At 60.8% G+C, this 21,078-nt stretch carries 16 protein-coding genes and 1 tRNA gene; 10 read left to right on the forward strand and 7 right to left on the reverse strand.

Annotated elements, in window-relative coordinates; all coding sequences use genetic code 11:
- Nucleotides 1-73: 73 nt before the first annotated feature.
- Genes I3J13_RS03740 through mnhG form a run of 6 tightly spaced genes read left to right on the forward strand, consistent with a single transcriptional unit; the run spans nucleotide 74 to nucleotide 6,074 of the window.
- Nucleotides 74-2,992 (forward strand): monovalent cation/H+ antiporter subunit A, encoded by a 2,919-nt coding sequence (locus I3J13_RS03740; RefSeq protein WP_196378042.1) that lies wholly within the window; start codon nucleotides 74-76, stop codon nucleotides 2,990-2,992.
- Nucleotides 2,992-3,327 carry a Na+/H+ antiporter subunit C gene (locus tag I3J13_RS03745; protein ID WP_003503487.1) on the forward strand — a complete coding sequence of 112 codons (336 nt, stop codon included), beginning with the start codon at nucleotides 2,992-2,994 and terminating at the stop codon, nucleotides 3,325-3,327. Before I3J13_RS03740 ends, I3J13_RS03745 begins: the two co-directional genes overlap by 1 nt.
- Nucleotides 3,324-4,970 carry a monovalent cation/H+ antiporter subunit D gene (locus I3J13_RS03750; protein WP_035239397.1) on the forward strand — a complete coding sequence of 549 codons (1,647 nt, stop codon included), beginning with the start codon at nucleotides 3,324-3,326 and terminating at the stop codon, nucleotides 4,968-4,970. Before I3J13_RS03745 ends, I3J13_RS03750 begins: the two co-directional genes overlap by 4 nt.
- A complete protein-coding gene (locus tag I3J13_RS03755) occupies nucleotides 4,967-5,455 on the forward strand; it encodes a Na+/H+ antiporter subunit E (RefSeq protein WP_003522771.1) in 489 nt (162 codons plus the stop codon). Before I3J13_RS03750 ends, I3J13_RS03755 begins: the two co-directional genes overlap by 4 nt.
- Nucleotides 5,452-5,733 (forward strand): K+/H+ antiporter subunit F, encoded by a 282-nt coding sequence (locus I3J13_RS03760; RefSeq protein ID WP_003522772.1) that lies wholly within the window; start codon nucleotides 5,452-5,454, stop codon nucleotides 5,731-5,733. The genes I3J13_RS03755 and I3J13_RS03760 overlap by 4 nt, the downstream gene beginning before the upstream one ends.
- Nucleotides 5,730-6,074, forward strand: a complete 345-nt coding sequence (mnhG, locus tag I3J13_RS03765) for a monovalent cation/H(+) antiporter subunit G (protein WP_003522773.1) — start codon at nucleotides 5,730-5,732, stop codon at nucleotides 6,072-6,074. The genes I3J13_RS03760 and mnhG overlap by 4 nt, the downstream gene beginning before the upstream one ends.
- A 9-nt stretch (nucleotides 6,075-6,083) precedes the next feature.
- Here mnhG and I3J13_RS03770 read toward each other — a convergent pair whose 3' ends face one another.
- Entirely contained in the window at nucleotides 6,084-6,416 is a 333-nt protein-coding gene (locus tag I3J13_RS03770; protein WP_196378043.1) for a helix-turn-helix domain-containing protein, read from the reverse strand.
- Between the two features lie 78 nt (nucleotides 6,417-6,494).
- Here I3J13_RS03770 and I3J13_RS03775 point away from each other — a divergent pair, with 78 nt between their 5' ends.
- Nucleotides 6,495-6,779, forward strand: coding sequence for a hypothetical protein (locus I3J13_RS03775; protein ID WP_196378044.1), 285 nt, complete (start codon nucleotides 6,495-6,497; stop codon nucleotides 6,777-6,779).
- Between the two features lie 57 nt (nucleotides 6,780-6,836).
- On the opposite strand, the gene I3J13_RS03780 is transcribed toward I3J13_RS03775, so the two are convergent.
- The 6 genes from I3J13_RS03780 to I3J13_RS03805 all read right to left on the reverse strand — a co-directional run bounded on the left by I3J13_RS03780 (nucleotide 6,837) and on the right by I3J13_RS03805 (nucleotide 14,793).
- On the reverse strand, nucleotides 6,837-8,210 hold the full coding sequence (locus I3J13_RS03780) for an AAA family ATPase (RefSeq protein ID WP_196378045.1): 1,374 nt from the start codon (nucleotides 8,208-8,210) through the stop codon (nucleotides 6,837-6,839).
- 280 nt (nucleotides 8,211-8,490) lie between these two features.
- A tRNA-Phe gene (locus I3J13_RS03785) sits at nucleotides 8,491-8,566 on the reverse strand.
- A 239-nt stretch (nucleotides 8,567-8,805) separates the two neighbouring features.
- Nucleotides 8,806-9,231: a hypothetical protein gene (locus I3J13_RS03790; protein ID WP_196378046.1), complete on the reverse strand. Its 426-nt coding sequence runs from the start codon at nucleotides 9,229-9,231 to the stop codon at nucleotides 8,806-8,808.
- Nucleotides 9,232-9,386: 155 nt separating this feature from the next.
- A complete protein-coding gene (locus I3J13_RS03795; protein WP_196378047.1) occupies nucleotides 9,387-11,603 on the reverse strand; it encodes a 3-hydroxyacyl-CoA dehydrogenase NAD-binding domain-containing protein in 2,217 nt (738 codons plus the stop codon).
- Between the two features lie 147 nt (nucleotides 11,604-11,750).
- A complete protein-coding gene (locus I3J13_RS03800) occupies nucleotides 11,751-12,959 on the reverse strand; it encodes an acetyl-CoA C-acetyltransferase (protein WP_174056039.1) in 1,209 nt (402 codons plus the stop codon).
- Between the two features lie 37 nt (nucleotides 12,960-12,996).
- Nucleotides 12,997-14,793 carry an acyl-CoA dehydrogenase C-terminal domain-containing protein gene (locus I3J13_RS03805; protein ID WP_059760512.1) on the reverse strand — a complete coding sequence of 599 codons (1,797 nt, stop codon included), beginning with the start codon at nucleotides 14,791-14,793 and terminating at the stop codon, nucleotides 12,997-12,999.
- 377 nt (nucleotides 14,794-15,170) lie between these two features.
- On the opposite strand from I3J13_RS03805, the gene podJ reads away from it, so the two are divergent.
- The 3 genes from podJ (at nucleotide 15,171) to I3J13_RS03820 (ending at nucleotide 20,937) form a co-directional block, all read left to right on the forward strand.
- Nucleotides 15,171-18,923 (forward strand): cell division protein PodJ, encoded by a 3,753-nt coding sequence (podJ, locus tag I3J13_RS03810; protein WP_196378048.1) that lies wholly within the window; start codon nucleotides 15,171-15,173, stop codon nucleotides 18,921-18,923.
- A 263-nt stretch (nucleotides 18,924-19,186) separates the two neighbouring features.
- Nucleotides 19,187-20,113 carry a sulfite exporter TauE/SafE family protein gene (locus tag I3J13_RS03815; protein WP_003522786.1) on the forward strand — a complete coding sequence of 309 codons (927 nt, stop codon included), beginning with the start codon at nucleotides 19,187-19,189 and terminating at the stop codon, nucleotides 20,111-20,113.
- A complete protein-coding gene (locus I3J13_RS03820; RefSeq protein ID WP_196378049.1) occupies nucleotides 20,110-20,937 on the forward strand; it encodes a TIGR02186 family protein in 828 nt (275 codons plus the stop codon). The genes I3J13_RS03815 and I3J13_RS03820 overlap by 4 nt, the downstream gene beginning before the upstream one ends.
- Nucleotides 20,938-21,078: the final 141 nt, after the last annotated feature.

Raw genomic sequence — 21,078 nt, forward strand, 5'->3', positions numbered from 1 at the left:
CGAACCTTGAGGGATCGGAGTCGTCGGAAACCCGCCGTAGGCTCCCATTCCAGAGAGAAAACCGCCGCCGCATATGACACTTGCAACCATTCTTCCATTCATTGTCGCATTGCCCTTCGTTGGCGCGCTTCTGACGGCCTTCATGCCGCGCGAGGGTGCGGCCGCCGGTCCCGCCTCCGTTGCGGGCGGCGTCGCCCTTTTCGGCCTTGTCAGCAGCATTTTTCTCTATACGAGCGTCAGCGGCGGCGCGGTTCTCAAGTATGATGTGGAATGGCTGCCCCAGCTCGGCCTGAACTTTACCCTGCGGCTGGACGGATTTGCCTGGATTTTCACGATGCTCATTACCGGCATTGGCCTGCTGGTGGTGCTCTACGCGCGTTATTATATGTCGGCCGAAGACCCGATCCCCCGTTTCTTCGCCTTCCTGCTCGCCTTCATGGGCTCGATGCTCGGCGTGGTGCTCTCCGGCAACGTCATCCTGCTGTCGATCTTCTGGGAAATGACCAGCATCTTTTCGTTCCTGCTGATCGGCTACTGGCATCAGAACGCCGGTGCGCGCGACGGCGCCCGCATGGCGCTGACAGTGACCGGCATCGGCGGTTTCAGCCTGCTGGCCGGCCTGCTGATCCTCGGCCATATGGCGGGAAGCTATGACCTCGACAGGATCATCGAGGCCGGTGCGGCCATCCGCGCCCATTCCCTCTATGTACCGGCGCTCATCCTCATTCTCGGCGGCGCGCTGACCAAGAGCGCGCAGTTTCCGTTCCATTTCTGGCTGCCCAACGCCATGGCGGCGCCCACACCCGTTTCCGCCTATCTGCATTCGGCCACCATGGTGAAGGCCGGGGTTTTCCTGCTGGCGCGGTTCTGGCCGGTGCTGGCGGGCACGCCGGAATGGTTCTGGCTGGTGGGCGCGGCCGGCATCATAACCTTGCTGCTCGGCGCCTATTTCGCCATGTTCCAGCAGGATCTGAAGGGGCTGCTCGCCTATTCCACCATCAGCCATCTTGGCCTCATCACCACGCTGCTCAGCCTCGGCAGCCCGCTTGCGGCAGTGGCGGCCATCTTCCACATGGTCAACCACGCCACCTTCAAGGCCTCGCTCTTCATGGCGGCCGGCATCATCGACCATGAAACCGGCACGCGCGACATGCGGCGCTTAAGCGGGCTTTACACCTATATGCCTGCAACCGCGACGCTCGCCATGGCGGCAAGTGCGGCCATGGCCGGCGTGCCGCTGTTCAACGGCTTCCTTTCCAAGGAAATGTTCTTTGCCGAGGCCGTCGAAACCCATGCCGACTCGCTGCTGGACCGGGCGCTGCCCTATGTCGCGACGCTATCGGGCGCCTTCGCCGTCGCCTATTCGCTGCGCTTCATCCATACGGTCTTCTTCGGCCCCAAGCCCGTCGATCTGCCGAACCCGCATCCGCACGAGCCGCCGCGCTGGATGCGTTTCCCGATCGAGTTCCTCGTCTTCGCCTGCCTGATCGTCGGCATCGTTCCGAGCCTCTCCATCGGCCCGTTCCTGCACTCGGCCGTGCTTTCGGTTCTGGGTGCGCAAACGCCGGTCTACAGCCTGTCGATCTGGCACGGTTTCAACCTGCCGCTGATCATGAGTATCGCGGCGCTGATCGGCGGGGTTACGATCTATGCCCTGCTCGGCGGTTATTTCTCGCGCTGTGATGATGGACCGCCGGTCTTCCGGCATTTGCGTGGACAGCGCATCTTCGAGCGCATTCTCGTCACCGTGTCCTGGAAATGGGCGCGGTGGCTGGAAAGCACGCTCGGCACCCGGCGTTTGCAGCCGCAGCTGAGGCTTCTTATCCTCGTGGCGCTTCTTGCCGGTTTCTCGCCTCTCTTCCTTTCGGAATTCTCCCTGTCGCTGCCGCGCGTCACGACATTCGATCCGATCTTCGCCATTCTCTGGCTGATCGGCATGATCGCGGCCATGGGTGCGGCCTGGCAGGCGAAATATCATCGCCTCGCCGCGCTCGTCATGCTCGGCGTCTCGGGCCTCGTCACCTGCCTTACCTTCGTCTGGCTTTCCGCGCCGGATCTGGCCATCACCCAGCTGCTGGTGGAAATCGTCACCACGGTTCTCATCCTGCTCGGCCTCAGATGGTTGCCGAAACGCGTCGAAAAGGTCGACAGCAGCGATGAGCTGCCGGCGCAGCTTCGCCGCGCCCGCGACTTTTTGCTGGCCGCAGGCAGCGGTATCGGCATGTCCGTCATCGCCTATGCCGTGATGACGCTGCCGGTGCCGAACGCGATTGCGACCTATTTCCTCGAACGCGCCTATACCGAAGGCGGCGGCACCAATGTCGTGAACGTCATCCTCGTCGATTTCCGCGGCTTCGACACCTTCGGAGAAATCGCGGTGCTGGCCATCGTGGCGCTCACCGTCTTTGCGCTGCTTCGCCGTTTCCGCCCCGCCCATGAAAGCATCGGGGTGCCGGAACAGCAGCAGATGCAGAACGCCTTCGATGCCGAACGGCCGGACCGCAGCAAGGGCGATACGGTTCGCGACTATCTCTATGTGCCGTCCATCGTGATGCAGTGGATGTTCCCGGTCATCATCACCTTCTCGATCTTCCTGTTCATGCGCGGGCACGACCTGCCGGGCGGCGGCTTTGCGGCCGGCATCACCATGGCCATCGGCTTCCTGCTGCAATATCTCGCCGGCGGCGCGCGCTGGGCGGAAGACCGCATCCGCATCCTGCCGCTGCGCTGGATGGGCTTCGGCCTTTTGATGGCGGCGGCGACGGGTATCGGCTCCTGGTATTTCGGCTACCCGTTCCTGACCTCCTATTTCCAGTATACGGAGATACCCTATATCGGCAAAATGCCGACGGCATCCGCCCTGCTGTTCGACCTCGGCGTCTTCTCGCTGGTCGTCGGCTCCGTTGTTCTTATCCTGATAGCACTGGCACACCAATCGTTGCGTAACTACCGCGTTCGCACGCCTGAAGCCGCAAAAGCGGAGGACGTGTAATGGAACTCATTCTCGCAATCGGCATCGGCATCATGACCGGCTCCGGCGTTTGGCTGGTGCTGCGCCCGCGCACCTATCAGGTCATCGTCGGACTTTCGCTGCTGTCTTACGCCGTCAACCTCTTCATCTTCGGCGTCGGCGGCATCAAGACCAATGCGCCGCCGGTGCTGGTGAACGGCGTCGACAGTTCGACGCTCGCCGACCCCGTGCCGCAGGCGCTGGTGCTGACGGCCATCGTCATCGGTTTCGCCACCACCGCATTGTTCCTCGTCGTGCTGCTCGCCGCCCGCGGCCTCACTGGCACCGACCATGTGGACGGGAGGGAGTCGAAATGATGTCTTTCCCCTTCCACATCGTCATCGCGCCGATTCTTCTGCCGCTGATTACCGCCGCGCTGCTGCTGTTCTTCGACGAGCGCCAGCGCGTGGCGAAAGCCGCCATCAGCCTCACCTCGACCGTGCTGTTGCTGGTGGTCGCCATATTGCTGTTCCGCGAAGTGAACTCGACGGTCAATACCGAGATCGCCGCCGTGGTTTCGAGCGGCGTCTATCTGCTCGGCAACTGGCCGGCGCCCTTCGGCATCGTGCTCGTCGCCGACCGTCTTTCGGGCCTGATGGTGCTGCTTACGGCGCTGCTTGCCATTCCGTCCCTGATCTATTCGATGGCGAAGTGGCACAGGTCTGGCGCGCATTTCCATTCGCTGTTCCAGATGATGCTGATGGGCGTCAACGGCGCATTCCTGACCGGCGACCTCTTCAATCTCTTCGTCTTCTTCGAAGTGATGCTGGCCGCGTCCTACGGTCTGCTGCTGCATGGTTCCGGCCAGCAGCGCGTCAAGGCAGGGCTGCATTATATCGCCATCAACCTCGTCGCCGCCCTGTTCTTTCTGATCGGCGTCAGCCTCATCTATGGCGTTACCGGCACGCTGAACATGGGCGACCTCGCCCATCGCATCGAGGGGCTCAACCCCGATCAGCGCATGCTCTTGGAAACCGGCTCGGCCATCCTCGGCATCGCCTTTCTGGTCAAGGCCGGCATGTGGCCGCTGAATTTCTGGCTGCCTTCCGCCTATGGCGCGGCATCGGCCCCGGTGGGCGGGCTCTTCGCCATCATGAGCAAGGTCGGGATTTATGTCATCGCCCGCCTTTCCTTCCTGCTTTTCGGGCAGACGGCCGGGGAATCGGCCGGTTTCGGCCATGATGCGCTGCTGGTTGGCGGCATCGCCACCATCATCTTCGGCGCCATCGGCGTTCTGGCATCGCAGGCGCTGGGGCGGCTGGCCGGCTTTTCGGTTCTCGTCTCATCGGGAACGCTGCTTGCCGCCATGGGCACCGGCAATCCGACGGTGGCGGCCGGCGCGCTTTATTACATGGTCAGCTCCACCCTCACCATCAGCGCCTTCTTCATGCTGATCGAACTCGTCGAACGCGGACAGGATGCCGGCGCGAACGTTCTTGCCGTGACCATGGAGGCCTATGGCGAGGGCGACGAGGAAGAGGAGGAGGAGGAAGTCGGCGTGACGATGCCCGCCACCATGGCGGTGCTCGGCGCCTGTTTTGCCGCCTGCGGCATTCTTCTGGCCGGCCTGCCGCCGCTTTCGGGTTTCATCGCCAAATTCTCGATGCTGACCGCCATTCTCAACCCTTCCGGGCTCGGCGCCAATGACAGCGTTTCCACACTGTCCTGGTGGCTGGTCTTCTTGATCGTCTTTGCCGGTTTCGCCTCGCTGATCTCGATGACGCGCGCCGGCATCCGCACCTTCTGGGCCTCCATCGAAGGCACTGTGCCGCGCGTTCTCGTCATCGAAATCGCCCCCGTGATGCTGCTGCTCGGCTTGACGCTCGCCATGACCGTGCAGGCAGGACCGGTGATGCGATACATGCAGGAAACGGCGCGTATTCTCGACCTGCCGGCAAGCTATATTCAGGGCGTCATTTCCGCACCCCGAGCGGGAAGCAACCCGGAGGCAGAGCCATGATAAGCCGTGTCCTGCCCTACCCGCTGCTGACGATCTCGCTGATCTTTTTCTGGATGACGATCAACAGCTTTTCGCCCGGGCATCTGCTGCTCGGCACCGGGGTCGCACTTGTCGCCTCCTGGGCGATGGCGTCGCTCAGGCCCGCCAAACCGCGCATCCGCAACTGGCACAGGCTGGTGCAGCTCATCCTGATCGTGCTTTACGATATCGTCAGGTCCAATCTCTCGGTCGTGAAGATCATCCTGTTCAAGCGCGAGAGGGACCGCAAATCCGGCTTCCTGGCCGTGCCGCTCGATATTCGCGATCCGATGGCGCTTGCGGTTCTGGCGACGATCCTGACCTCGACGCCGGGAAGCGCATGGCTCGAATATAATTCCAGCCAGGGCACGCTGCTGCTTCACGTTCTCGACGACGTGGATGAGGCGGCCTGGATAAGCCTCATCAAGAACCGTTATGAAAAACTGCTGATGGAGATATTCGAATGAGTTCGATTATCCTTTTCTGGTCCTTTTCGCTGGCGCAGTTCATGCTGGCCATCGCCATGGCGATTTCGGTCTACCGCATCGCCATCGGCCCGCGCGCGCAGGACCGCGTGCTGGGCGTGGATACGCTCTATGTCAACGCCATGCTGCTTCTGTTGACCTTCGGCCTGCGCACCGGCAACGACATTTATTTCGAGGCGTCGCTGCTGATTGCGATCCTCGGCTTCGTCTCCACCGTCGCCCTTTCCAAATTCCTGATGCGCGGCGAGGTGATCGAATGAGCGAGGCGCACGAATTTCCCCTCTGGGCCGCCATTGCCGTGGCCTTCTTCGTCCTTCTGGGCGCTTCGCTGACGCTGATCGGCACCATCGGCTTTGCCAGGCTCAACAGCTTTTATGAGCGCCTGCACGCGCCGACACTCGGCACCAGCTGGGGCACCGGCGGCATCGTCATGGCCTCGATCATCTATTTCTCCGTCTCCGGCGACCGCTTCGCCTTCCACGAAATCTTCATCGGCATCTTCATGACGGTGACGACACCGGTTTCCCTGATGCTGTTGGGACGTGCTGCGCTTTATCGGGACCGGGCGGAGCAGAATACGGATAATCGGGAGCATCTTTAGAGCGCCGGGCTACTTTGCCCGGCTGTTCGCCACTGCCTCAATTGCGATGGCCATGACTTCCAGATCGCTTTCCGGCAGTGCATTTGCTGCCGAAGCGATCTTTGCTTTCAGCAGATCATGGCCAGTCAGCACGGCTGTTTTCTTCTCAAAATCAAGCAATGCGTTCGGAGTGCTATCCAGAACGGTGGCTATCCGAACGAGTGTCGCCAGATCTGGCTCCCTTCGGCCCATGATGTAATTGCCGTAACGACGCTCCGTAAGTCCCGCTCGGCGGGCAACTTCCGCATTGGAGAGACCAAGCTCCTTCGCGCGCTTTTTCAGATTTGCTGCAAATGATTCCATAGGAACAGATTGTTCCTGACAGAAACCACGGGTCTATGTACATTATGGCGTTAAAGATCACGTCATTATAGGTAGGCTATGCCGCTCAGCGCCGATTATCTCTATCTCATCGCGTGCTGCAGTTTCGTCCTGGCGGCTTACCTCTGGCTCGAATGGCAGACCCGCATTCGACCCCTTCTCTTACCAAGCTCGGAGATTAAACGCCTTGCTGATGACCTGATTGAACGACATGGCGAGCGCGCGGAGGAATTCGCCGCAATGGAAGAAGACCGGGCATGGCGCTATTCGCGAAGCTTCGAGCAGGGCAAATGGCGGCGTGTGCGCGGCGAGATTGAGCGTTGTCGCGAAGCCTTGAACAGCTAAATAACGCGAGCGTAACAGCGACGCGCTAGGCCAGCTTAAATACAGACCCCACATATCCTACTCATCGTCTGATTTCTTGGCTCTTGGCTTTGGAGCAGACATCGTTTCTGTAGACATGGCACTTGAGACGGCTGCGGCCGATCCAACGACAGCAGCCATTCCACCTTTTTCCGGAATCAGCGCGATAATCTTGTCGGCGATACCGGGAATGCCCTCAAGACCTTTACGGATAGTCGGATTTGCGAGGAGTTCCTGTAGTGGAGAACTGTGCGTTTCCTTTTCCATAAGACGGATTGGGGCTTCCTCCAACCTATCTAATGCTGAAGCGAATAGGCGACCTTGCAAGGCAGGATCTATCTCAATCGCTTCTTTTCTATACCCTTCATATGCCTTCGATACCGCTGCCTTGAATGCATAGTCTTCCGCCAATTTAAAGTTCACCGCAATTTGTTTCGTTGACAACCAAGCGAACCAGATCGGCCCACCGATGCCGAATACGACGAGTACAACATTCATCCAAACAATGTGCGACGGGCTATCGTTACTTAAAACGGCTTGGAGGGCAGTTACCCTATTAGCTCCTATAAAAAAAGCGGAAACAAGTGCTGAGACTAACCCCGCTACCCATGCTGCCCCGGCCCAGGTCAAACCTTCCTTTCGTTTTTCAAACGCATTCGCTAACCCGACGCCAGTAGAGCCACGAAGCGCTTGTTCACTTTTTTCTATGAGCTTTTCCGCTTGCTTCTCCGAAGCTGCCATACGCTGCCGAGCATCAGCAGCAGCATCACTTGTCGCATCTATTTTTGCTCCAACTTTTGTGGCTCGTTCGAAAATTTCCTCGGTTTGCGTGACTATTTTGCTTACTTCAGCGCGCTTTGATGCAAGCTCGGCAAGGTCTTCAGGAAGCTGCTCGGCTGTTTCATGCGCCGCTTCTATATCACTGATTTTTTTATCGATTTCGGCGGAACGCGGCTCTAATGAGATAAGACGATTATCTACATCTCTCAGTCGCCGCGCTAAATCTTTTGGAAAGAATGACTTATCCTCCACACTCTCCCAGTCCAACTTAATCGGCCCTCTTGGCTCGGTCGGCAATCGCGAGTTGATCATATGTAACGTCATCATGAGGCCGCTAACTGTCGTGGCGGGATCGTTCGCCAACTGTTGAACGGGTAGTGCACTCACGAGTGTTGGAATGGATGACACGAAGGCCGCCAGTTCCGGCTTACTCATATGGTCATCGGTCAAGCTTCTGACTTGGCGCTCGGTGTAGGAGATATAGTCGGTTATAAAAGTAAAACTGTATGATGGCAAATATGACTGCAACGAGTTCAAAGGGATTCCTTCTCCCCACCCGTGCGATTTGAATACCGCAATCAAGCGATCGTTCAAGTCCTTAACGCTGTCAGCCGTATCAGAAACAGTAGCCATCCAGAACCTCCGATTCAATCGTCGATTACTGGCAGGACGAAGGTAAAAATGGAATATGCGTTAAACATAATACACGATTATATTTGCCACAGAGTATGCACCAGCACCATCATCATGATGCTCGACACGCAGGGCAGTCCTGTAGATTTCCCTAGTCAGCCACCGCTACGCGAGCTTCAATTTACAAATCTGGCGTACCACTTTGATGCCGATTGAACAATCAAAGAGATCTCCAAAATGATATAGGAAATAAATTCAGCGCTTAGGAACAATGTTATAATGGTGCCCGGAGGCGGATTTGAACCACCGACACGCGGATTTTCAATCCGCTGCTCTACCAACTGAGCTATCCGGGCACTTCAGGTCCTTGAAGAACCTCCGCTTTTGGCGGGCGGGGCTGTTTGGTGCCCCGAAAGTGAGCGGGGTTATAACATCTTGTTCGGACATGGCAAGCGCCATCGCGAAGTTTTTTGACAGTTTTTTCACGGCGCCTGTGGATGGCTGGAAAGTCTGCCCGGCGAAGGCCGGATTGCGGCGGAAAACCCGCTCTCGGGCATCCGCCGGGCCAGCAGGTAGCGGCGCAGCGGGTGGCGGCTTACGCCCCCTCATTGCGCCGTGCGGCAAGGCCAAGCGCGATTGGCACCACGGCCACCAGCGCCGCCATGACGGGCGAGGAGGCGAAGATGCGGCTTGCCAGCGACGTGACGGCAACGGAGCGCACCACTGTCATCAGGCGCGAATTCTCGCGGGCGCGCTCATGCCGGGCATCGACGGCTTTGTGGTGCGACGGGTTGGAGGCGGCTTCCAGCCGTTTGACGTCGCGGCGAATCTTTTCGAGCTGTTTGCGCAAATCATCCAGCTCCGCCCGCAAGGATGATTCCGCCGGGGCGGACGCCCGCACCCTTCGGGCAACAGCGGGTTTTGCAGCCTTCTTCTCCACGGCCTCTTCGTCCAGTTCGGCCAGATGGTCGTCAAGGTCCGAGGGCTTGTCGAAACCGTGGGATCGCAGTGGTGCTTTCATCGCTGTCTCCTGGGGCGTGCTGAATTGCGGCGGCGGGCGCTTTTGCCCGGCCAGCCTTTTCAACGCCTCAGCCCGGCAAAGGATGCACGGAAAGCGGGGAGACAGGCATAATAAAACAGGCCCCGAAGGGCCTGTTCAATGTCTCACTTGAAGCCTCAGGCCGCCTTGGCGGCGCTGGCATAGGGATCGAAGCGACCGTAAAAGGTCTCGCCCTTGGCGGCCATGTCCTTCAGCAGCGGCGTCGGCTTGAAGCGCGGGCCGTAGGTCTCGCTGAGCTTCTCGGCGAGTGCCACGAAGTTCTTCACGCCCATGCCGTCAATGTAGGACAGCGCGCCGCCGGTATAGGGCGCGAAACCGAAACCGAGGATAGAGCCGACATCCGCCTCACGCGGATCAGTGACGATGCCTTCTTCCACCGTGCGGGCGGCTTCCAGCGCCACGGTGACGAGGAAGCGCTGTTTCAGCACCTCCATATCCACCGCTTCAGGCTTCTGCTGCGGATAAAGGTCCTTCAGGCCGGGCCAGAGGGATTTTTTGGCGGGCTTCGGCGGATAGTCGTAAAAGCCCTTGGCGTTCTTGCGGCCAAAACGGCCCTCGCCTTCCACCAGCTTCTTCACCAGTTCCATATGGCGCGGATCGACGGCCTTTTCGCCGAGATCAGCGACGGTGGCTTTCAGGATCTTGTAGGAAAGATCGATGGCCACCTCATCGTTCAGCGCCAGCGGGCCGACCGGCATGCCGGCGAATTTCGCGGCATTTTCGATCATGGCGGGCGGCACGCCTTCGATCAGCATATCGTAGCTTTCCGCCATGTAGCGCAGCACGCAGCGATTGACGAAGAAGCCGCGTGTATCGTTGACCACAATCGGGGTCTTCCTGATCTTCGCCACATAGTCCAGCGCGACGGCGAGCGCCTTGTCGCCGGTTTCCTTACCGAGGATCACTTCCGTCAGCATCATCTTCTCGACCGGCGAGAAGAAGTGGATGCCGATGAAATCTGTCGGGCGCTTCGAGTTCTTCGCAAGTCCGGTGATCGGCAAAGTGGAGGTGTTGGAGGCGAAGATCGCGCCCTGCGGCAAGACGGCTTCCACGGCCTCGATGACGGCCTTCTTCACGTCGCGGTCTTCGAAGACGGCCTCGATGACGAGATCGGCATCGGAGAGCGCCTTGTAATCCGCCGTCGGGGTGACGAGGTCGAGCAGGGCCTTGGCCTCATCCTGCGTCAGCCTGCCCTTGCCGATGGCGGCCTTGACGCTTTCCTCGCAATGGCCCTTGCCCTTGTCGGCGGCTTCCTGATCGCGATCCACCAGCACAACGGGGATGCCGGCGGCAGCCGTGACATAAGCGACGGCAGCGCCCATGAAGCCCGCGCCGACAACGCCGACCTTCTTGAACTCGGTCTTCGGCTGGCCGGCCGGGCGGCGCGCGCCCTTGCCCAGTTCCTGCATGGAAATGAACAGCGAGCGGATCATGCCGAAGGCTTCCTTCGAGCGAAGGATTTCGGTGAAATAACGCTGCTCCACCTTGAGCGCCGTATCGAAGGGCAATTGCAGGCCCTCATAGACGCATTTGAGGATGGCGAGTGCGGCCGGATAATTGCCGGCGCTTTCGCGGCGCAGGATTGCCGGCGCGGCAGGCCAGAGCTGGGCTGCGGCAGGCGTCCAGATGCCGCCGCCAGGGGCCTTGAAGCCCTTTTCATCCCAGGGCGCAACCGGCTTCAGGCCGTCCTTGATCATCTGCTTTGCGGTTGCGACCAGCTGATCCGGCTCCACCACCTGATGCACCAGCCCCATGGCCTTGGCGCGCGCGCCGGTCAGCGATTGGCCGGTGGTCATCATCTGCAATGCCGATTGCGCATCCGTCAGGCGCGGCACACGCTGGGTGCCGCCGGCGCCGGGGAAGATGCCGACCTTGACTTCCGGCAGGGCGATCTTGAGGTTCTTGGCGCTGGAGGCGACCCGGCCGTGGCAGGCAAGCGACAGCTCAAACGCGCCGCCCATGCAGGTGCCGTTGATGGCGGAAACCCAGGGCTTGCCGTTGGTCTCGATCTTGCGGAACAGGCCCGTCATGCGGCCAACCAGTTCGAACAGCTTTGCCGCCGCCTGATCCGGGTTCTTCGTCTTCTCATCATTGTAGAAGGAGAACATCGACTTGATCATCGAAAGATCGGCGCCGCCGGAAAAGGTGCTCTTGCCGGAGGTGAAGACGACGCCCTTGACGGCGCTATCGGCGACGGTCGCGTCCACAATGGCGTTCAGCTCGTCCATCACCTCTGACGTGAAGACGTTCATGGATTTTTCCGGCATGTCCCAGGTGACGAGGGCGATGCCGTCTGCGTCCGTCTCGATGGTGAAATTGGTATAAGTGCTCATTTGGGATTCCTCTTCCCTGAATCTTAATGGCCGCTTCGCTTTCTCCGTCATCCTCGGGCTTGACCCGAGGATCCAAGCACCGGGGATAGATCCTCGGGTCAAGCCCGAGGATGACGGAGGAACCGTTGCGGTATCAGCCGAAGCCTCTCAAACCCGCTCGATAACCGTCGCCGTGCCCATGCCAGCGCCGATGCAGAGCGTGACGAGCGCGGTGTTCAGATCGCGCCGCTCCAGCTCATCCAGCACCGTGCCGAGGATCATCGCGCCGGTTGCACCGAGCGGATGGCCCATGGCGATGGCGCCGCCATTGACGTTCATCCGATCATGATCGATGTCGAAGGCCTGCATGTAACGCAGCACGACGGCGGCGAAGGCCTCGTTGAGTTCGAAAAGGTCGATATCGGCAAGCGACATTCCGGTCTTTTTCAGGAGCTTTTCGGTCACATCCACCGGGCCGGTCAGCATCAGCGCCGGATCGGAGCCGATATTGGCGAAAGCCTTGATGCGGGCGCGGGGCTTAATGCCCATCGCCTCGCCGCCCGCCTTCGAGCCAACCAGCACCGCCGCAGCGCCATCAACGATGCCGGACGAATTGCCGGCGTGATGGACGTAATTGATCCGCTCCACTTCCGGATGCGCCATGATGCCGACGGCTTCGAAGCCGCCCATTTCACCCGGCATCTGGAAGGACGGGTTGAGCGAGGCGAGCGCCTGCATGTCCGTGCCGGGGCGCATGTGCTCGTCACGGTCGAGGATCGTCAGGCCGTTTGAGTCCTTCACCGGAATAACCGACTTGTTGAAATAGCCTTTTTCCCAGGCATGCGCCGCGCGCTTCTGGCTTTCGACGGCATAGGCGTCGACATCGTCACGAGAGAAACCATACTTTGTGGCGATGAGATCGGCCGACACGCCCTGCGGCATGAAGAAGGCCGGGAAGTTGACCGAAGGGTCCATGTACCAGGCGCCGCCCGACATGCCCATGCCGACGCGCGACATGCTTTCGACGCCGCCGGCGATGACGATGTCGTCAGATCCCGCTTTGACCTTGCCGGCCGCGAAATTGATGGCATCGAGACCCGAGGCGCAGAAGCGTGAGATTTGCATGCCTGGCGCCCTGTTCGAATAACCGGCCTCGAAAGCGGCGGCCTTCGGGATCACCGCACCGGCATCCATGACGGGATCGACACAGCCCATGATGATGTCATCGACGGCAGAAGTGTCCAGCCCGTTGCGGTCGCGGATGGCTTCCAGCGTCTTGGCGGCAAGGCGAACGGAGGGCACCTCATGCAGGCTGCCATCCTTCTTGCCGCGTCCGCGCGGGGTGCGGACATGGTCGTAGATAAATACGTCAGTCATAACTCTCTCCCTGTGGCGCTCGTAAACGCCAGATTTCTCAGAATGCTTCCGCAGCCAGTTCCATCATGGTGTCCGCGCCGGTTTCGATGCGGGCCTTGCGCAGCGCCGTTTCCGGCATGATGCGCTCCATGTAAAACTTCGCCGTGACAAGCTTGGTCTTGAGGTAATCCTCGTCCGAAGCGCTGCCTGCTGCAAGCGCTTCGCTGGCGGCTTTCGCCATGCGCGCCTGCATATAACCCAGCACCACGATGCCGAAGAGATGCATATAGTCCGTCGAGCCGGCACCGGCATTGTCGGGTTTCGCCATGGCGTTCTGCATGAACCACATGGTTGCGGCCTGCAGGTCATTCAAGCCCTTCTTCAAGCCCTTGGTGTAAAGGCTGAGTTTTTCATCGGCACGGTTTTCCTCGCAGAAATCGCCGATTTCCTTGAACAGCGCCATGACGGCGCGGCCGCCATTCATGCCGAGCTTGCGGCCAACCAGATCGAGCGCCTGAATGCCGTTGGCGCCCTCATAGATCATGGTGATACGCGCATCGCGGACATATTGGCTCATGCCATGTTCCTCGATGTAGCCGTGACCGCCGAAGACCTGCTGCGCCATCACCGCATGGTCGAAGCCCTTGTCGGTCAGGACACCCTTGAGGATCGGCGTGACAAGGCCAAGCAGGTCGTCCGCCGCCTGGCGCTGCTTTTCATCGGCAGCGCGGTGGGCGATGTCGGATTGCAGCGCGGTCCACAGAAGGAAGGCGCGGCCGGCCTCGTTATAGGCCTTGATGGTCATCAGCGTGCGGCGGATATCGGGATGCACGATGATCGGGTCGGCCTTCCTGTCGGGGAATTTCGCACCGGAAAGCGAGCGGCCCTGAATGCGCTCACGGGCATATTCAACCGCGTTCTGATAGGCGATCTCACCGACCGAAAGACCCTGAAGGCCGACGCCCAGGCGGGCTTCGTTCATCATCACGAACATGGCCGAAAGGCCCTTGTTCTCAGCGCCCAGAAGATAACCGGTCGCGTCATCGTAGTTCATGACGCAGGTGGCGTTGCCGTGAATGCCCATCTTGTGTTCGATGGCACCGCAGGTGACGCCGTTGCGCTCGCCCGGCGTGCCGTCTTCCTTCACGAGGAATTTCGGTACGATGAAGAGCGAAATGCCCTTGGTGCCTTCCGGCGCGCCTTCGATGCGGGCGATCACCAGATGGACGATATTGTTCGTCATGGAATGTTCGCCGGCGGAGATGAAGATCTTCTGGCCGGAAATTTTGTAGCTGCCATCAGCCTGCGGCACAGCCTTGGTGCGCAGCATGCCGAGATCGGTGCCGCAATGGGGTTCGGTGAGGTTCATGGTGCCGGACCATGTGCCTTCCACCATCTTCGGCAGGTAGGTGTCCTTCTGCTCCTGCGTGCCATGCACCAGAATGGCGGCAATCGCACCCTGCGTCAGGCCGGGATACATCATCAGCGACAGGTTGGCCGACGACATATATTCGCCGATGGCGGCGTGCAGCGTATAGGGCAACCCCTGCCCGCCGAATTCCGGCGGAACGGCAAGACCGATCCAGCCGCCCTCGCAATAGGCGTCATAGGCATCCTTGAAACCATCCGGCACGGAAACCGAACCGTCATCGGCGCGCTTGCAACCCTGTTGGTCGCCGGAAAGGTTGAGCGGGAAAAGCCGCTCTTCGGCAAGCTTTGCGGCTTCACCGGTAATGGCTTCGATCATGTCAGGGGTTGCATCCTCGAAGCCGGGCAGGTTGTTATACCGCTCCAGGCCGAGAACGTCGTTCAGGATAAAAAGCGTGTCTTTAACTGGGGCCTTGTAAACAGGCATTACCGATGTTCCTCCGCATCGTGGGCGCCGGCGATAATCCGGCCGATATGGGATGACAATATTTGACGTGCGCGTAAACGTCAAATAAATTTCAGCGGAATATCCCTTCTCCTTTTTCGCGAAATGGACGTCCTGCCCGGCGCAGGGCTGCCGCCTGCCGCAAAAGTTAAAAAATTCCGACCATAGTTAACCACTTCTTTACCACGTTTCGTGAATTCTCCCGACAGAGGTAACTGCTTCGTACTCCGGCGCATTTTCCTCAACGGGGGCGAATACCGGCTCTAGGATTGCTGCATGTTGCGGCGACGGCGTGCCCAGGCAGGCAACGTCGCGACAGATAACCGGGCACGGCGGGCGGAAGCGAAGCGAGCGAAAAGATGAACGGATTGCGATCGAAAACCCAACAGCCAAGCGACAGATCGTCTCTTGATGCGCTCAATCGCACCATTGAAGGCCTTGAAGCCCGTATCGAAGGGCTGATGAGCCAGAAGTTCCCGCGCGACCCCCGGGCCGCGAGCGCTCAGCCCGAAGCGAAAAGCGAGGCTTATGCCGCGTCGCGCGAACCGCGCACCAGTGTTACCCCGCCGCAGCTCGATCCCGTCAATGAAATTCGCCAGCGCCAGCGCCTCCTCGAGGCGAGCTTCCAGCGCCCGCAGGAACCCGTCGCCCGCCCGGAACGGACGATTACCAGACCGCTTGCACCGGAATACCGGCCGAGGGACGCACAGCAGGCCGCCGCCGCTCCCGCACCGCGCGCGCGTTCCATCCCGCCCTATCAGGAACCGCAGCGCAATGACGCGGCCCTGCAGGAAATCGCCCAGGCGCTCGTCAATCTGCGGCATGAGCTGAAGCACGACATTGCCGAGGGCGTTGCCCGCGAAGCGCAGGGACTGCGCACCGAAATCCGCAATATTCGCGCGGTGGCGGAAGACCAGCAGTTCATCGGCGATCTGCGCGACGATATCGCACGGCTGGCCGGCAGCATCGACCAGCTTGGCAATCTGGCGTCTCCGGATGCCTACGGGCTGCGCAACGAATTCGAGGACCTGCGCCTGACGATCGACCAGCTTGCACGCGAAGACAGCGTGCACCGGATCGAAAGCCGCTGGAACAATGTGGAAGACACGCTGCGCGGTTTCGACGCCGGCGCGTTGCAGGATGAGATCGTTTCGCTCGCTTATCGTCTCGATGACATCAAGACCCAGCTCGGCGGCATGAGCAACAATCCGGCCGTGCGCGTGCTCGAAGACAAGCTGATCGCGATTGCCAGCGCCGTGGAGCAGCTCGGCAAGCACATGCAGCCGAACGAAGCGGCCTTTACCGAACAGTTTTCCGGTCTCGACCAGCGGCTGGACGAAATCAGCCGCGCCATTGCCGCAACCGGCACGCGCGCCAATGCCCAGGCAACGGACAATGCGCTGGCGCAGCGTCTGGAAACCCGGCTGAACGGCCTTGCCGAACAGCTTGGCGACATCAACCGCCTTGCCGCCGCAAAACCTGAACCGGCGCTGGACCTGACCGCCCGCCTTGAAGCGCTGGCCGGCAAGATCGACGAACTCAGCACCGCCCGCGACGCCGCGCAGTTGCATGAGCGGCTGGACCAGCTTTCCCTGCTTCTGGAACGGTCGCAGCGCCCCTCGCAACAGGCGGAGCTGACGTCTTTCCTCAGCGACATTTCCCGCAAGATCGACGCGCTGGATCACGGCGCCGTCAATGACGGTCTGGCAGAGCGGCTCGATACGCTCTCGCGCCGCATCGAGGACCTCGATTATCGCTACAGCCAGCCGCAGCCGGCATCGGGCCTCAGCGAAAGCGCCTTCTCGCGTCTGGAAGAGCGGCTTGGCAATATTGCCGCCCGTCTCGACGAGACCGCCCATGCCGCGCCCGCCGACAGCCACGCACTGGCAAGCCTCGAAAACCAGATCGCCCATCTCTCGACGCTGATCAGCCAGCCGGTGCAGATGCAGGCCGCGGGCATGCCGCCTGAACTCGATGCCCGCATGGCGGCCATCGAAGACTATATGGCATCCAACGACGAATATATCATCGAGGCAGCCCGGCAGGCGGCCGAGGCCGTTCTCGACGCCTATACCCGCAACAATCTCTCGGCCGGCGCAAACCTTGCCGACATGACCATGCTGACCGATCTTGCGACCGATCTGCGCAATCTCGAAGCCTTGAGCCGCAACACCGAAGAGCGCACGCACCGCACATTCGAAGCGCTGCATGAGACGCTGGTGCAGATCGCCGGCCGGCTTGATAACCTCGACAATGCTCCCGCCTACCGCGAAGAGGCCGCGCCCCGCAACGTCGCGAAGCCTGTGGCGGCCCCCGCACACGAAGATGTGCCCATGCCGGCCGCCATCTTCCCGGAAGAGGGTTATATCGCCGAAGAACAGGCCATTCTCGACGCCGACGGGAAAGATGGGGATGCCATCGTGCCTCCCGCTGCGGCGAAGCCCGCGAAGGCGGAAAAAAAGAGCCTGCTTGCCGGCCTGACGAAGCGTTTCAAGACGGGTACTGCAAAGACCGTCAAAGCCGCAGAAGAACCCGTATCGGCCTCCTCCTCCGCCCGCACGCAGGTCGAGCCCGCCCCGTCGCTCGATCCGATCGACGTTCTGCCGGCGGGTCAGGAGAACGAACTTCTGGAGCCGGGTTCGGGTGCGCCCGATATCAAGAAAATCCTCGAGCGCGTGCGCGCCAGCCAGGTGGCCGCCAGCGGCAAGGCCGCAGACGCCGAAGGACGGACGGATTTCATTGCCGCCGCCCGTCGTGCGGCGCAGGCCGCCGCCATGGAAACATCGCCGGAGAAGCTCGACACCGGCAAGAAGGGCCGCAAGGCCGAGGCATCGGGGCTCTCGCGCTATCGCCGCCCGCTGCTGCTCGGCATCGGCGCCATTCTTCTGGCGATGATGGCCATGCCGCTCGTCAAGACGCTGATCGGCGGCGCGGAAGCCCCGGCTCCGGTCATCGAGCAGAAGCAGGACAATGGCCCGGTCTCCGCGCTTCCCGAAGCGGGCGACAAGGCCGTGACCATTCCGTCCGATCTCGCTATCGATCCGGAACAGGCCGCATCCGCCGACAGCATCGAAAACACCGCACCGGCGGAAAACACCATCGATCCTCGCACCGTCGGCGGCGCACCGCTGCCTGACGAGCCGCCGGTTGCCGACGTTCCTGCCGTGGATGCGGCAAATTCCGGCACCGTTGCGCAGAACGAACCGTCGGCTCCGGCGCAGGTCACAGCCACGGCTGCTCCCGCCCAGGACGCCATCACCGTTCCCGCCGGCATCGAGCCGGCATCGCTTGCCGAAGCTGCCGCCAGGGGCGACACACAGGCGCTGTTCGAGATCGCAGCGCGCTACACCGATGGCCGCGGCGTTGCCGCCGACCGCACTGAGGCGGCAAAATGGTACAAGCTCGCCGCTGATCGCGGCCTTGCACCCGCGCAATATCGTCTCGCCAATCTCTACGAGAAGGCGAACGGCGTCGAACGCAACCTTCCCGAAGCCAAGCGCTATTACACGCTGGCCGCGGAACAGGGCAATGCGGGCGCCATGCACAATCTCGCCGTCCTGCTCGCTTCCGATGCGGCCGGTCAGCCGGATTTCGCCGCCGCCGCGCAATGGTTCGTCAAGGCTTCCGACCTCGGCGTTCGTGACAGCCAGTTCAACCTCGCCATTCTCTATGCGCGCGGCAGCGGCGTGAAGCAGGACATCGAGGAATCCTACAAGTGGTTCGCCATCGCCGCCAGGGATGGTGACGCCGACGCCGCCCAGAAGCGCGACGAAGTGGCAGGGGCCTTGAACCCGCAGCAGCTTCAGAGCGCCAAGGCCAAGGTGGACGCCTGGAAGGTCAAGCCGCTTTCGGAAGATGCCAACAGCGTCAACCCGCCCGAGGAATGGGCCGGCAAGGAAGGCGTGAAAACCGCCTCCGTGGACATGGAAAAGGCGATCCGCAACATTCAGGCGATCCTGAACAAGAACGGCTTCGATGCCGGCCAGCCTGACGGCAAGCTCGGCAAGAACACCGTGACGGCCATCAAGGACTTCCAGAAGTCCGTGGGCCAGACGCCGGACGGTCGCATTACCAACGAGCTGGTGACCGCGCTTCTCGCCCGCAACAAATAAACATTCGAGAACCGACGAAGCGGCCCCTTGGCCGCTTTCGCTCAGTCCGGCGCAGGAATGTGGCCGGCTGCCGACACACGGCCGCTATCTTTCCAAATTATCAACGTATTTACCGTTGAATGTTGACAGGTCAGGCCCTCGCGGGCATGACGGATGAAGGCCGGGCATGCCCGGTCTTTTCAGACAGAAAGTGTAAATCGCGGCGCGGCCTCCTCACCCGGACAAGCCCTGCCGCCCGGAACCATTTGCCCGAGGTCCGAGCCGTGACTGTCTATCTGCCGATCGCAGAACTGTCGGTGAATATTTTCATCATTCTCGGCATGGGCGCGGCCGTCGGTTTTCTTTCCGGCATGTTCGGCGTGGGCGGCGGTTTTCTGATTACCCCGCTTCTGATTTTCTACAATATTCCGCCTGTGGTGGCCGTGGCGACGGGTGCAAACCAGGTTGTCGCCTCTTCCGTGTCAGGCTCGATCACGCATTTCCGACGCGGTACGCTCGACGTCAAGCTCGGCAGCGTGCTGCTTGTGGGCGGTCTGGTGGGGGCGACGGTCGGCGTGTGGATATTCTCCTTCCTGCGCAGCATCGGCCAGCTCGATCTTATCGTCTCGCTGCTCTATGTCATCCTGCTCGGCACCGTCGGCGGGCTGATGCTGAAGGAAAGCATTTCGGCGCTTCGCCGCGCCGCTCGCAACGAAACCGTGACGCTGCGCCGGCCGGGCCACCACAACTGGGTGCACCGCCTGCCGCTGAAAATGCGGTTCAAGAAATCGAAGATCTATCTCAGCATCATTCCCATCGTCACGCTGGGTTTCGGCATCGGCATCCTCACCTCGATCATGGGTGTGGGCGGCGGCTTCATCATGGTACCGGCGATGATCTATCTCTTACGCATCCCCACCAGCGTGGTTGTCGGCACCTCGCTTTTCCAGATCATTTTCGTAACCGCCTATACGACCGTGGTTCAGGCGGCGACCAACTATTCCGTCGATGTGGTGCTGGCCTTCATCCTGATGGTGGCGGGCGTCATCGGCGCGCAATATGGCGTGCGCGTCGGCCAGAAACTGCGCGGCGAACAGCTGCGCGCCCTGCTGGCGCTTCTCGTTCTCGCTGTTGCGCTTCGCCTTGCCGTATCGCTGGTGGTGCGCCCGGAAGACCTGTTTTCGGTTGCCGTCGGGGGGTTAGGTTATTGACCCGCCCTATTTTACACGCCGCGTTTTTTCTTCTCTCATGCCTTGCCTTTGGCGGCATTGCCTCGGCGCAGACACCTCCGCTTGCCCTGCCGCCCGGTCCGCAGCAGCGGTCACTGCTGGAAAACATCGAAATCGGCGCATCGACAACGGAAATCCCCATCGCTTCCGATTTTCGTGGGGCGGATTTCACGCTCTTCGGCGCGCTAAACAATACCGACCAGCTGCTGCTTGCCATCGGGCAATATGATATTGTCGTGACGCTCGAAGGACCGAGCGACTACATGACCGTGCGCAAGAAAGAACGTGTGGCCGGCATCTGGATCAATACTAGCGCCATTACCTTCACGCCGCTGCCGGAATCCTATTCCATGGCCAGCACCCGCGACATCAGCGCCATTGCATCGCCCGGTACCTTGCGGGCCATGGGGCTGGGTGTCGATCATCTGTCGCTCAAAAGCGCAGTCTTTTCCGGCGTGCCTGACAATGTCTTCGATTTTCAGGAAGCCTACCGTCGGCTCAAGCTTTCAAGCGGCATTTATCGCAACGACACGACCGGCGTGAGGCTGGAACGCACCGGCCTGTTCTGGGCGACGCTTCGCCTGCCCGCCAACGTGCCGAACGGCGTGCACACCGCCCGCGCCTATCTCTTCAAGAGCGGCAAATTCATCGCCCAGCGCGAACTGAAACTGCGCGTCGTCAAGACGGGCATGGAACAGGCGATCACCGACGCCGCCCATCAGACGCCGCTTGCCTATGGCGCTCTTTGCGTTCTGCTCGCCGTCGTGACCGGCTGGGGTGCGAGCATCATCTTCCGCAAGGACTGAGCCTTTTTCCTCCGGGAAAAGAGACTGTCTGCCGCCCTTTCCTCCTAAGATAGCATTCGCTTCCTTCAACGGTTTGCGGTAAAATTCAAGGCGTTACAACCACGCACGCAGATCATGGCGGTAAGTGCGGTTGTGACCGGG

Origin of the sequence: Agrobacterium leguminum, assembly GCF_015704895.1 — a bacterium.
Lineage (GTDB): Bacteria > Pseudomonadota > Alphaproteobacteria > Rhizobiales > Rhizobiaceae > Agrobacterium > Agrobacterium leguminum.